The organism is Amycolatopsis minnesotensis (genome assembly GCF_039529815.1).
Lineage (GTDB): Bacteria > Actinomycetota > Actinomycetes > Mycobacteriales > Pseudonocardiaceae > Amycolatopsis > Amycolatopsis minnesotensis.
In genome coordinates, this window is the sequence record NZ_BAAANN010000020.1 from 132557 (window position 1) to 144663 (window position 12107).

13 protein-coding genes and 2 pseudogenes are annotated in these 12107 nt (G+C 65.1%); 8 read left to right on the forward strand and 7 right to left on the reverse strand.

Annotation, left to right across the window (positions count from 1 at the left end):
* Positions 1-100: 100 nt before the first annotated feature.
* On the reverse strand, positions 101-1318 hold the full coding sequence (locus tag ABD256_RS24810; protein WP_344423425.1) for a hypothetical protein: 1218 nt from the start codon (positions 1316-1318) through the stop codon (positions 101-103).
* Between the two features lie 191 nt (positions 1319-1509).
* Between ABD256_RS24810 and ABD256_RS24815 the strand changes: the two genes are divergently transcribed.
* The 5 genes from ABD256_RS24815 (at position 1510) to ABD256_RS24835 (ending at position 4861) form a co-directional block, all read left to right on the forward strand.
* On the forward strand, positions 1510-1830 hold the full coding sequence (locus ABD256_RS24815) for a hypothetical protein (RefSeq protein WP_344423428.1): 321 nt from the start codon (positions 1510-1512) through the stop codon (positions 1828-1830).
* A 342-nt stretch (positions 1831-2172) separates the two neighbouring features.
* Positions 2173-3246 (forward strand): DUF222 domain-containing protein, encoded by a 1074-nt coding sequence (locus ABD256_RS24820; protein WP_344423431.1) that lies wholly within the window; start codon positions 2173-2175, stop codon positions 3244-3246.
* Positions 3247-3579: 333 nt separating this feature from the next.
* Positions 3580-4374, forward strand: a complete 795-nt coding sequence (locus ABD256_RS24825) for a hypothetical protein (protein ID WP_344423434.1) — start codon at positions 3580-3582, stop codon at positions 4372-4374.
* Entirely contained in the window at positions 4374-4556 is a 183-nt protein-coding gene (locus ABD256_RS24830) for a hypothetical protein (protein ID WP_344423437.1), read from the forward strand. The genes ABD256_RS24825 and ABD256_RS24830 overlap by 1 nt, the downstream gene beginning before the upstream one ends.
* An 8-nt stretch (positions 4557-4564) precedes the next feature.
* Positions 4565-4861 carry a hypothetical protein gene (locus ABD256_RS24835; protein WP_344423440.1) on the forward strand — a complete coding sequence of 99 codons (297 nt, stop codon included), beginning with the start codon at positions 4565-4567 and terminating at the stop codon, positions 4859-4861.
* 61 nt (positions 4862-4922) lie between these two features.
* Here the strand turns inward: ABD256_RS24835 and ABD256_RS24840 are convergent, their stop codons facing one another.
* Complete coding sequence (locus ABD256_RS24840; RefSeq protein WP_344423443.1) at positions 4923-5930, reverse strand: hypothetical protein; 1008 nt, start codon at positions 5928-5930, stop codon at positions 4923-4925.
* Positions 5931-6012: 82 nt separating this feature from the next.
* On the opposite strand from ABD256_RS24840, the gene ABD256_RS24845 reads away from it, so the two are divergent.
* Genes ABD256_RS24845 through ABD256_RS24855 form a run of 3 tightly spaced genes read left to right on the forward strand, consistent with a single transcriptional unit; the run spans position 6013 to position 8000 of the window.
* Positions 6013-6771, forward strand: coding sequence for a hypothetical protein (locus tag ABD256_RS24845; protein WP_344423446.1), 759 nt, complete (start codon positions 6013-6015; stop codon positions 6769-6771).
* 24 nt (positions 6772-6795) lie between these two features.
* Positions 6796-7716 carry a glycoside hydrolase family 25 protein gene (locus tag ABD256_RS24850; protein WP_344423572.1) on the forward strand — a complete coding sequence of 307 codons (921 nt, stop codon included), beginning with the start codon at positions 6796-6798 and terminating at the stop codon, positions 7714-7716.
* Complete coding sequence (locus tag ABD256_RS24855) at positions 7716-8000, forward strand: holin (RefSeq protein WP_344423450.1); 285 nt, start codon at positions 7716-7718, stop codon at positions 7998-8000. Before ABD256_RS24850 ends, ABD256_RS24855 begins: the two co-directional genes overlap by 1 nt.
* Before the next feature lie 77 nt (positions 8001-8077).
* On the opposite strand, the gene ABD256_RS24860 is transcribed toward ABD256_RS24855, so the two are convergent.
* The 5 genes and pseudogenes from ABD256_RS24860 to ABD256_RS24870 form a co-directional block, all read right to left on the reverse strand.
* A complete protein-coding gene (locus tag ABD256_RS24860; protein WP_344423452.1) occupies positions 8078-8524 on the reverse strand; it encodes a hypothetical protein in 447 nt (148 codons plus the stop codon).
* 20 nt (positions 8525-8544) lie between these two features.
* Positions 8545-9093: a hypothetical protein gene (locus ABD256_RS24865; protein ID WP_344423455.1), complete on the reverse strand. Its 549-nt coding sequence runs from the start codon at positions 9091-9093 to the stop codon at positions 8545-8547.
* A 649-nt stretch (positions 9094-9742) separates the two neighbouring features.
* Positions 9743-9898, reverse strand: a pseudogene (locus ABD256_RS44470) (helix-turn-helix domain-containing protein); the annotation flags it as partial.
* A gap of 54 nt (positions 9899-9952) precedes the next feature.
* Positions 9953-10219: pseudogene (locus ABD256_RS44475) on the reverse strand (helix-turn-helix domain-containing protein); the annotation flags it as partial.
* Positions 10220-10919: 700 nt separating this feature from the next.
* A complete protein-coding gene (locus tag ABD256_RS24870) occupies positions 10920-12101 on the reverse strand; it encodes an ABC transporter ATP-binding protein (protein ID WP_344423458.1) in 1182 nt (393 codons plus the stop codon).
* Positions 12102-12107: the final 6 nt, after the last annotated feature.

Sequence of the window (12107 nt, forward strand, 5' to 3'; positions counted from 1 at the left end):
GCGGACCTCACCTCGGCCTCTATAGGAGCATCCTCCACGGCACTCAGTGCCGTGAACGTGGCCTTCAGGGCGTCAGCCAACCCACGCGAGGGAAAGAGCGTCAGAAGCCTTTGGCGGCGAGCATGCCCCAGGTGTTCTTGAGGTCGTTCGAGCTGAACAGGCCGGCGGCGAGCAGCTTCTTCGTACCGGGCACCGGTGCCATCGCCAGCACCGAACTCTGCTCGGCACGCGAGGTGCCTTCCGCGGGCAGCTCGTCCTTCTGCCACTCCTTACCGGTCCACACGACGAACTGCATGTGCGGCTTGCCGTCGGCCCAGCCCGCCGTCCACAACCTGCCGTCATTGTCCACTGTCGTCGCATTCGCCTCGGTGAACGGGCTCGCGGGCACCGAAGCCCACTGCTTGCCGTCCCAGTGCGCGACGAAACCGGGATTCTGGGAGGGATTCCACTCGTTCGGCCTGCCCACGGCGTAGACGCCGCCCTTCGCGTCCGCCGCGATGCGGTTCGCGATCCAGCCGGTCGGGTAGTCCGAGGGCACCGGCACTTCCTGGACCGTCCACACGCGACCGTCCCAGTGGTACACCAGCGGGATGGCCTTCTTGCCTTCGGTCACGTCCGCGCTGAGCGTGATGTCCTCCGGACCGGAACCCACGATCGTCCACGGCGTCGCTGTCTTCCCGTTCGGGCCTGGTGGCAGCGCGACCTTCTGCCACGCCTTGCCGTCCCACTTCTCCAGGCGGTACTCGTACGAGCTGGTGGACTCCTGGAAGTCGAACCCGGTCAACCACACCGAATTCCCGCCGAAGGCGGCGATGTCGGAAACGAAGGACTGCCAGCCGGGCGCGGGCGTGAGGCGTTCGATGGCCTGCCACGCCTTGCCATCCCAGTGCTGGACGACGCTGGCCCCGCTCGATCCCGCCGGAATCGCGCGGTGGGCTCGGACGTCCGCGGCGGCCACACCGCTCGCGGAGCCCGCCGCCCAGACGTCGTCGGGCGCCGCCGCCGCGACCACGTCGAGCCTCGCGGGCCCGCTCACCGGTGCTGGTGCGGCATCGGTCCAGGCCTTGCCGTCGTAGTGCGTCAGCGCGATCTCGGCGCCGGTACCCCCGGTGGCGCGCTTCATCCCGACCGCCCAGGCGTTGTCACCGCCCGTGGCCGCGACGTCGCTGTAGATCCGGTCGACCGTGCTGTCGAGCGGCTGGTCGAGTCGCCAGCCCTCGTCCGGCTGCGCGGTCGCGACCTGGGCGTTCAAGCCCAGTGCGAGCCCGCACGCGGCAACCAGCGCGACGAGCCTCGGCCGGCTCGGCGTGATGTTCATCGAGTCTTCCTCCCGTGATCAGAGCACCTGTTCGCCATCCGATACGGGCGGGCGCCGGGAAAGGTTGAGCGCGCCGGGAAAAAGGATCGCCAACGGATAACAGCGGTGACATTTCGGCCGCAAGCGGCGATAGGACCGCCATGAGGCTTGGCGTGCGCGTCGTCGCCGCATCACTGGGGACTGGGGTTCTGATGATCACGAGCTGTTCGGCGGCGCCACCGCCACCACCGCCCGCGGACTTGACCGCGGCCGCAGCGTTCGCCGACAGCGTGCGCGTCACGGTCGAATTCTCCGGTGACACCGCTGAAAAGCGCCGCGCAAAGGCCGACAAGGCGGTGACCGGTGTTCTGGCCGCGGTCGCCGAGAAGCGCGTCCAGCACGTCGACTACCCGGCGAACTCCTTGGCCAGTCTCCGGCACCACGGTCACCGTCGCGGGGGAAAAGGTGTCCCAACTCCTCGACGGCTCTTCGTGCACACTGCGCGCCGAACGACCGTCGAACGGCCGTGGTGAAGCGACGCTCTTCACCGCGAAGGAGATCGATGCACCCGCCACGGCCGAGAGCTGCGCGCGGGCCAAGAAAGGTCGCCGAGTTCGTCCTGCCGAAGCTCCCCTCCTGAATGGAAAATCGTGCTTTCGCAGTTGGTCGTGTCGCGGCGCCTGTCGCCGTGTCGAACGGCGGTTCAAAGAAGGCTTTGAACCGAGAGAGGTTCGACGTTCCAGGTCGACCGCCTGTTGCATAGCCGGACTTTTCCCTTACCGGCACCATTTTTCCCTTGTCCACTTTGGACAGCCGAAGAAGGTTCACCTGGATGGATCAGTCGAACCTCTGTGCGATCGCGGTAGAATTGAGAGGTGTCCAAGAACTCTTCTTTTGAACCGCAGCGGGAGCTGTGGCAGCTCGCCGCGGACGAGAAGGCCGCGCTGCTGCGGGAAGAGTTGATGTCCCTGTGGCAGCAGGAATCCGTGGTCTGCCGCGTGATCGCGGAACTGGACAACGGCGCCTCGCGCGAACTTGGCTACCCCTCCACCGCCGCACTGGTGGCGGAGGTGGCGCGGACTTCCCCGGCCGCAGTGCGGAAGCTGGTGGCGCGGGCCCTAGCGCTCAACCCCAGCCGAAGCGTTGGCGGCGCGGAGATTCCCGCAGTTGCACCACTGACCGGAGAAGCCGCAACCGAAGGAGCGATCTCGCCACTGCACGTGGATGGGGTCGTGTCGGCACTGCAGGCTATTCCGGGCACTGTGCCGGTCGAAGAGCGGGAGAAGACCGAGAAAACTCTCGTCGATCTCGCCCGGACCGCGACCACGGCGGAGGTCGCCGAGGCGGGTCGGCGGTTGCGCGACACCCTCGACCCCGACGGCGCCGAACCCCGCGACACCCCCGAACCCTCCCGCACGTTCCGGTACCGCCAAGGCAAAGACGGCTCGATCAAATTCGACGGCTACCTCGACCCGGTGTCCGGCGCGAAAACCCTCGCACTCCTGGAACCCCTGGCACTGCCCCATAAAGAGGACAATCCCCTGGTTCGCGGGAAAGCAGAGCGCTACGGGGATGCGTTCATGGAGATCGTGGACCTCGCCGCCAGCCACCCGGACGCACCCAACCACAGCAGCACCCGAGGTGACATCGTCGTCACCATCCCCCTCGAAGTGCTCCAAAGTGGACTCGGGCAAGCCTGCCTGGACATGGTCACCGCCATCACCGCCAGCGAAGCCCGGATTCTGGCGTGTGACTGCAAAGTCATCCCCACCGTACTCGGCACCGACGGGCAACCACTGGAGTACGGCCGCGCCAAACGAGTGGTCACCGAAGGCCTCCGCCTCATGCTCGCCATCCGCGACCGCGGCTGCTCTTTTCCCGGCTGCACCCGCAAACCACGCCACTGCCACGCACACCAGGGTGTGCGTCAAACGGGGGTTCTGATCTAGCCTGGGTCTCAGGTGGCCACCAACGCCCTGACCAGGGCATTCCTTCCACCTGAGGCTTGGAGTGATCAGCATGAATTCTACGCGTCCGCTTGGCGTGAGACCGCCGAAGCGTGACCGCAGCGCGGTTTCGACGCTGAAGCGGCGTTCGGATGGTGAGCCCAGAGTTGCGGCAATCAACAACCGTGTGAGCGATCCGCGCAAGGGCAAGGGAAGGTCACTCCCGGAACAGAACAAGCTCAACACCCGCGAGTGCGAGTACAAGGAGTGGCCGGTGTTCGACCGCTACTCCGAAGCGGGGTCGGCATCGGAGTTTGCCTCGAAGGATCGTGAAGAATGGGGCGACTGCTCGATGATTTGGAAGATGACCGGTTTAGTGTCGTTATCGCCAAACGCCTCGTCGAGATCCCCACTCAACGCTACGGCGGCGCCCTGCCCATCGTGCTGCCCGACGACATCTCCGGTGACGCCGAACGCCACTACAAGGGATACGACCTTGGCTCCATTGGCGAACGCCTACGCGAGCTCTCCGAAGTCATCGACGGTCCCGAGATCGAATTTCGTCCCGAATGGGCAGACGCTACCCACTCTGCGATCCAGTGGCGCATGCGTATCGGCAACCCCAACCTCGGCGACACCACCGGCTACCCGCACGCCTGGGATTACGGCGCCGCGCTCATCCGCGTCTCCGTCGACCGCGACGCCTCCCGCCAAACCTTCGCGCGCTTCGAACGCGGTGCGGGCAGCGAACGCCAGCTCGTCTACGGCCACTATCAAGACCTCACCCTCATCAACGCGGGCTGGCCGCTGCCGGAAGACCAAGGCGGCGAACACATCTCGGCCAGCGTGAAATCCACCCTGGACGGCTGGGCCAAGAAGTATGTCACCACCTACTACCGGCCTACGATCTCCTGGGACATCACCGTCCGCGCCGCCGGAGACGACGGCCAAGGCCACCCCACCCGATCCCCGTCGTTGGACCTGCTCGCCGCCGGAGACACCGGCGTCGCCAACGTCCACGGCCACCGCGTCATCACCGACGGCACCTACCCGATCCGGATCCTCGGCGCCAGCAACGGCGACGACCCGCACACCGCGAAACTCACCCTCCAGCCACTCCAGGGGGCCTGATGAGCATGCCCGGGGTACCCAGCCCCAACACCAGCCTCCTCGACGAACTCCGCAGCATCCGCCGCGAACTCCGCGAACTCGGCCGCCGTGTCCCCACCCTCACCTCCGCCGAGCCCGCCACGTTCGACAGCAGAATCACCACGCTCGAAAACCGGGTCGCGGCACTGGAAGCGCGCCAGTAAGGAGCGCGATGAACGCCCTCGCCAGCGTGGCCCTGCCAGGAGGGATCGGGGTACTGGTGATGGGCATCATCGGGTGGATGGCGCGCCTGCTGGTCACCAGCGACCGCCGCTACACCGCCGAACTGTCCCGGCTCAACCGCGCGCACGACGAGGAGATCGCCGAGCTGAAAGCGGACCTCGCCGAACTGCGGGACGCGGTCGACCAGCTGCACGCCCGCGTCGACGAGGAACGCGAACTACGCCGCGCCGCCGAGGACCGCGCCGCCGCCGCCAAGCGGAGAGCGAGGCGTGCTGATCAGGACTAGCGGGGTGGGTATGGCCGCTCCTGATGGGATCGTCTGCCTACCTGTGTCTTAAGGAGGTCAGTCAGGCCCGCTTGCCTGGGGGAGAAATCGTGGCCGGTTTGCTGCAATGCCATGGTTGATAGCTGCTCATCGCACACAGCCACACCTCCAGGTGTTGGCCGATATTCAGAGCCCCGGAGCCTGTCACCGCGGGAAAGTCCCCATAATCGTAAGGGTCTTGACACCACATGAATGCACTGTGCTCAATCCCGTCGGGAACAGTTTTCCAATGCGCCATTACCCGCATATCCTCAATGCAGCCCAAGCGTTCTTCCGGCCCCATCGAGTCAGAATCATCCTGCCCTGGATCTCCGGACTCTGGATCCCCGGCTTCCGGGTCGGGTTGACCTGGATTCGGTTTAGGTACTCCTTCCGGATCCCTCTCGGTTCCCTTCAGCTCTGCTGTAATGCGAACCCGATAGCCGCGCTGCCAGAAATGCACTTGAGCTTGACCGGTCAACTCAAACTCATATCCTTTTATCTTGTCTTGCGCCGTGGACGCAAGGGGCGGCATATTGAGCTGGGCGCCAGCATGGAAGATCTCGGGACTACTGCATCGATGACCCGGGGTGATCGGATTGCGCCCCCCGTCGCCTCCTGTCCAGCACGCCCATGCAGCCACGGCACCGTCAGCGCCCATCACACCTTCGGCGGCGTGGATATTCTCACGTTCGGTCTCAAAGCCGTAGAATGAATTGCATTTGACTGTCTGAGTGCGCTCCTGGCCATTTGCGCGCCAGTGCAAAACACCGGCGCCAGCAGCGATATTTTGATAGCACCTGACTTTGATTGATCCGGTAAGTCTGTAGTGGTCACCATCGAACAATGCTTGACCATTAACTACCACGGTGGCAGCCGCGTAGGACGGGTTATCAGAAGCGTGGCCTTCGATTGTATGACTTATGAACAGTGACTCTCTTTGCGGCGGTGCTGCCGCAGCATTTCCGGGTAGCATAGCGCCAAGCAATGCCCCAAAAATGCCGACAACGATTATTTTTCTGATCTCAGTGGTGAATATCTTCCCGCTCACTATGACCACCCCTCTAGAAGCTGTGTCAATCTCAGTGTCCGCTCAGCCTTGAGTCGGCGCAGTGTCCATCCACGAAAGGATGATGGCTGTGCCCCTCACCTGCTCCGGTGGAACCCGGCGGCTTAAGCCTGCGGTTCTGGCCCTCGCCGTCGCCTTGGCCGGAGTCGGGTTCCTGGTGATCAGCCAGCTCACCGCCACCACCGACAAGGAAACCGCCGACCGCCGCGCGGACACCGCCACCGGGCAGGCCCGCTCGCTGGCCGCGCAGGTCACCGACGCCTGCGCCCGCGGCGGTCCCGCCGCCGCCGAACTCGGCGCCGCCTGCCAGCAGGCCGCCGAGGTCGACCGGTCCGGCACACCACCCGCACCACCGCCCGCCGCCGTGCGCACCGCAGTGTTCGACTACTGCGCCACCCACGACGGATGCCGCGGCCCGTCCGGCGCCGCACCCGACGTCGACGCGATCGTGAACACCGTCGTCGCCCACATCCCCACACCCCGCCCCGGGCAAGACGGACGCGACGGCACCGACGGCCACGACGGAACACCCGCCCCGGCCATCACCCCGGACCAGATCGCCGCCGCGGTCACCGCCTACTGCGGCGACCCGGCCGCACCCTGCCGCGGCACCACCGGCCCCTCCGGGCCACCCGGAATCCCCGGCGCTCCCGGAGTTCCCGGCCGCGACGCCGCACCCGCGGCCCGGACGACCGAGACCTACACCGACGGCTCGATCCGCACCTGCCTGCGCGACGACGGCTCCCCGGACACCGCCCCCACCTACACCTGCCACACCACACCACCACCGGAAAACCCGAGCACACCAACAACAACGAGGTGACCAACCACGACGCTCGGCATCGATATCTACCGGAAGATCCAGACGGTCACCGACTGGAACGCGGTCAAGGCGCACGGCGTGGGGTACGTGTGGACGAAGGTCACCGACGGCGGCGGTATCGCGACGGCGGGGCCTGCCGACGCGATCGTGAACGGTGCGCACTCGGTCGGCATCCCGGTGGGCGGATACCACTACGCGCAGCTTTCCCCGACGCCGGAACGGCAGGCGGAGATCTTCGTCGCCGAGGTGCGCAGGCTCAACGCCACCGGGCTGGTGCCCGCGCTCGATCTAGAAGCGCCGTTCGGGCCGAACGCCGGGGCGCGCGACTTCGGGATCCGGCTCTGCCGCCGCGTCGCCGATCTCGGGTTCCGGCCCGGGGTCTACCTGAACAACGCGTTCGCGAAGACGACCCGGCCGGACCAGTGGGGCATTCCCGGACTGACCATCTGGATCGCGCGCTACGGCGCACGCCCCGACCCGGCCGCCGGGCACTACGACGTACACCAGTACTCCAGCTCCGGCCACATTCCAGGCATCCAGGCCAGCGCCGTCGACCTCAACGAGTCCTACACCAACAACCACTTCGCAACAGCATCGGAGGACACCATGCCCACAGTGGACGAACTGCTCAACGCTCCGATCGGCAAGCGCCCGAACGGCACGAACATCAGCCTGAAGGACGCCGTCGCGAACACCTACCTCGCCGGGTTCTACGGCGGCGGCGACGCAGGTCCGAAGCCCGTCTTCGCCACCGTGAACGCGATCTACGCCCAGAACGCCGCACAGGACACCGTGATCGCCCAGCTCACCAAGGCAGTCGCCGACCAAGGCCACATCGACCTCGACGCGCTCCGCCAAGCCGTCCAGGACGCGATCAAGAACGCCGTCGTGCAGGTGGACGTGAACGTGAACGGACACGGCACCACCACCCCCGAGGTGGCCTGATGTTCTCCGCAGCCTTCTGGAAAGACGCCATCGAACGCGCGGTCAAGTCCTTCGCCGGAGCCCTCGCGGCCTGGCTCGCCACCGCCGGGACCGGCCTGCTCGCTGTCGACTGGCCAACCGGGCTCAGCCTCGCAGGCTTCGCCGCCGTGGCCAGCGTGCTCACCTCGATTACCAGCGCCCCATTCGGCACACCGTCGACGGCGAGCGTGATCCGCCCCCCTCAGGGTGCTGGGTTGCGCGCCCGCGACAACGCAGGCGTCGCGCTCGATGGACAGCGACCCTGACCCAACCATCGTCACGACAACACGAGCCGCCCCCTGGTTCCCTTACGGGATCCAGGGGGCGGTTTTCTGCATGCTTGCTAGATATTCGCGTCAGGAATGATCCGAGCCCGGATTGCAGCGCGCAATTCGATGTCAAGATCGGGCACGGCGATGTGCGTGGTGAGGTCTCCAGCAGTCGGCGGAGGCGTAACACGAATCATGGCCCAGCCCGACCGGGCATCATCCTTGGCTGCGGACAGGAGTGAAATACGTGGGTCGTCACCTGGGAAGCCATCGCGCAGGTTCCCTGATCGCAACTCGGCCGACTTGTAGGTCCCATACTCATGAACTGCCTTTGACAGGAATTCATCCGCCTTCCATGAACTAAACAGGTCCTCGTGCGCTATGTAGCTGATCCGCATGTCCATGAACTGCTCAGTGAGTGCGACCAGGATGACGTTCACCGTGCCGCGCGGGGAATGTCCGACAGCGAGTGTCGCCCCGACCCTCTGCGCGATTACGCTTTCACGTTTCTTGTCAGCCAAGTTGTCATCCCTTTAGTCGTCTAGTGTTTGTAACCGTTCTGACACGCCGGGTCGAGCAGCTGGTTACGCGTCTCCACCTTCGGCCCCTCCGCGGCACTCGGGATGACCGTGTCCGGACCACCCGGAAGGTGATAGCTTCCTGCGGTCCGCGCGTAGTCACCTACCGCCTTCTTGTCACAGTTGATGTACGCGCTGAAGTATAGCGCAGCCGCGAACGCGACGCCGTCGCAGTGATCGGTGTTGAAGCAAAAATGATCCGCTCCGGTAACGACATTATTGCCATCAGAATAGTAGTACAATCCCGTGACTCGAATCGCTTCGACGGGGCCGTTGCAGTTAATTCGAACGGCCGCACTACCATCATAGTACCGTTTAACATTCGGAAACTCGTCTTCGTTTCGCCAGTTACTTCCACCTGGCGTACCCGCTACGCCCCCGGTGCAGGTGACTTGCTTTTCGGAAGGTTTAGGACTCGCGCCAGCGGCGGCCGAAAACAGTGTCGCCAACATCAATGACAACACGGCAGATACGACAAACCCTGATCTCAGTCGCAATATTGCTCCGTACACTTTCCCCACCTCTAGTTGAAATTAAGTAGTAATCTCGAACGGGGATTAAGATAGGGGCGCGGCTGCTGCCCGCTGCACACGACGGCACATCAAGTGTCCGGCCACGTGAATAATGAAATGCCCCCTACTACCTCCCCTTGTCATGCACCGTACAAAGCCAGAAACCAACAAGGATACCGCCAGGTAGGTGACGCATTGGCCATCTCCGCGGAGCATCTCGCCCTAGCAAGCGCCGCCCCGAATGCGCTAAGTCGCCACCCACAGCAAGCCCGAGGCGCCCCTCTTCACCCCGGCGCGCCTGGAGAGGGGCGCCTTTCCAGGCGCCCAGCCGACGCCCCCGGTCGGGCAGCGCCCGGACACCGCCGGTCCGATCGAAACGGACGAACCTCTCGCGCCCCTCTGGCGTATAAGCCGTCACCACCCGCGAGGTAGGCGTCCGGGACACCAAGGACCGCGCCGCGCGATACCTCACCATGTCGGCCAAGGCAGCATGCACCTGCTGTAGCCAGGCGATCTCTGCCCTCACCTCAGCACGGAAAGTGAAGAGCGAGGCCCCAAGTTACGGTCAAGAACCGCAGGCTTCGCTTCTTCGTCGAACCTTCGCTGGCTCCGCTGTAGCTGCTCTTGCGCCAATGCGCGGTGTGGTCCTTCACAGCTCCCTGACCAGGCCCCTGATGAACTCAACCGTGTCTGATGGCGACAGCGCTTTATCAGCGCTGACACCGTCGAACATGGCCGAGAGGTGCTGTACGTCGCCTCCATTGTCCACCCAGGCGCCGCCTGCGGGGTACTCAAGGTATGCCGTCGGCGGATTTCGGTCGCTTGCTCATCTCGATGAGTCGTTCGAGTTGCACCCTCATCACCTCACGCCCACCGACAAGCTGTGCGCTGCTGCGGGTAGCCGTACTTGCGGCACCGGCACGCCAGCCTCTTCCCACAACACCGCCGCCCGTTCCCGGTCTTCGTTACTCGCTTCGTAGAGCGCCAACAGTGCTTTGACCGAAGCCCATTGCGGTCGGTTGTGACCGGACTCGTACCGGCTGACAACGGCATCAGCGGACAGCTTCAGCTCCCCCGTAGCGTCCCGCAGAAGTAGCCCGGCGCCCTCCCGGAGAGATCGCAAGTGCGCACCAAGTCGCTTCTTCGCTCGTGTGGGCGTGGCTGCCGTGCGGGAAGCCTAGCGTCACAACCTGCTCGCGACATGTATCCCCGATCAGGTTTAGCGTGGACAATTGTCCTTCGACAGTTTGTCCACGTCAGGCGAAGTCGCGGTGCTGTACGTCAGCGGCTCCCGACGGCTCCGCCTGGCGCACCAGACCGGGGAGGTGCTGGTCATAGCCAGGCGCAGATACCGGACCCCGCTGTTCCTCAGATGGCGGTTCTTCCTCTGGCAAAGTGCACCACGACAATCAGGTAATCCCATGAGCTTCCATGCGATCTGCGTCCGACTCGCCGCTGATGAAGTGCTGCACCGCCGGTGGCGGCATTACGAGCTGGCACCGAAAGTCCGGCTGGATCGCGGTCGGCAGGTCGCACCCGCCGAACTGGTTCAGGTCGATCCGGTCGAATGGAGCCGGTCGACCGCGTGCCCCAGCTGCTACGACCACTTGCTCACTCTGGTCGACAACGACGGCACCATCTGGCGGGAAGCGCCGACCGTGGAAGGCAAGCCATCCAACGGCTTCTACATCGATCCGCCACCCGGCGCGTTCCAGGAGCTGACTCCCCTGGCGGAAATACTGCGCGACTACGGCTTGCGCGAAGTCACCTGGGACGCGAAGGAGCCGGGGCCGTCGCGAAGAACGGCCCAGGCTCCTTCGTGCACGCTATTCCGAGTAGGTCAGGTTCTTCCCCGACGAAGGGTCGAACAGCTTGATCTTGTCGGCGTCGTACCACAGCTCGACGTCCTGGTTCTCCGCCGTGGGCGACGCCGCGGACAGCCGCGCCACGATCTGCGACGCGTCACCGGGTACGTCCGAGGATCCGCTGTCCGCGGCGAGCTCCGCCAGCTCCGAAGAGGTCGCGGCCTCGCCTTCGAGGCTGAAGTGCGCGAACTTCTCCGAGCCCATCGACTCCAGCACGTCGACGCGCGCGGTGAACGTGGCACCCGTCCCCTTCTGCGCGTCGTCGACCAGCGAGGCGTCCTCGAAGTGCTCCGGCCGGATGCCCGCGATGACCTCCCTCGGCGCGTTCGCCGACTCGACCAGCCTGCGGAGACGATCGGGCAGCGTCGTGGAGCCGAGCGCGCTGCGCAACTGGCCGTCCTCCAGCGTCGCCGGGATGAAGTTCATCGACGGCGAGCCGATGAAGCCGGCGACGAACAGGTTCGCCGGCTGCTCGTAGAGGAACTGCGGCGACCCGATCTGCTGGACGTACCCCGCCCGCAGCACCACGACGCGGTCGCCGAGCGTCATCGCCTCGGTCTGGTCGTGCGTGACGTACAGCGTGGTGGTGCCGAGCTGCTTCTGGATCTTCGACACCGAGGTGCGCATCTGCCCGCGCAGCTTGGCGTCCAGATTGGACAGTGGCTCGTCCATCAGGAACGCCTTGGGGTTGCGCACGATCGCGCGTCCCATCGCGACCCGCTGCCGCTGGCCACCGGAGAGGTTGGCCGGTTTGCGGTCGAGGTGCTGCGTCAGGTCGAGGATCTGCGCCGCTTCCTCCACTTTGGACTTCACCGTGGCGTCGGCAACCTTGGCGAGCCGGAGCGGGAACGCCATGTTCTCGCGGACGCTCATGTGCGGGTAGAGCGCGTAGGACTGGAACACCATGGCGATGTCCCTGTCCTTCGGCGCTTTTTCGTTCACCCGCTTGCCGTCGATGCGCAGCTCGCCGGAGGAGATGTCCTCCAGGCCCGCGACCATGTTCAGCGTGGTGGACTTCCCGCAGCCGGACGGGCCGACCAGGATGATGAACTCGCCGTCCGCGATTTCGAGATTGACCTCGGACACCGCGAGCGCGCCGTCCGGGTACTTCTTGCTCACCTTGTCGAGCACAATTTCAGCCATGGCGCC

Excerpts from the sequence above, each read along its gene's own strand:
- ABD256_RS24815 (WP_344423428.1), top strand. The coding sequence starts at position 1,510 with ATGATCACGAGCTGTTCGGCGGCGCCACCGCCACCACCGCCCGCGGAC.
- ABD256_RS24830 (WP_344423437.1), top strand. The coding sequence starts at position 4,374 with ATGAGCATGCCCGGGGTACCCAGCCCCAACACCAGCCTCCTCGACGAA.
- ABD256_RS24870 (WP_344423458.1), bottom strand. The coding sequence starts at position 12,101 with ATGGCTGAAATTGTGCTCGACAAGGTGAGCAAGAAGTACCCGGACGGC.
- ABD256_RS24855 (WP_344423450.1), top strand. The coding sequence starts at position 7,716 with ATGTTCTCCGCAGCCTTCTGGAAAGACGCCATCGAACGCGCGGTCAAG.
- ABD256_RS24810 (WP_344423425.1), bottom strand. The coding sequence starts at position 1,318 with ATGAACATCACGCCGAGCCGGCCGAGGCTCGTCGCGCTGGTTGCCGCG.
- ABD256_RS24845 (WP_344423446.1), top strand. The coding sequence starts at position 6,013 with ATGGCTGTGCCCCTCACCTGCTCCGGTGGAACCCGGCGGCTTAAGCCT.
- ABD256_RS24825 (WP_344423434.1), top strand. The coding sequence starts at position 3,580 with ATGGGGCGACTGCTCGATGATTTGGAAGATGACCGGTTTAGTGTCGTT.
- ABD256_RS24835 (WP_344423440.1), top strand. The coding sequence starts at position 4,565 with ATGAACGCCCTCGCCAGCGTGGCCCTGCCAGGAGGGATCGGGGTACTG.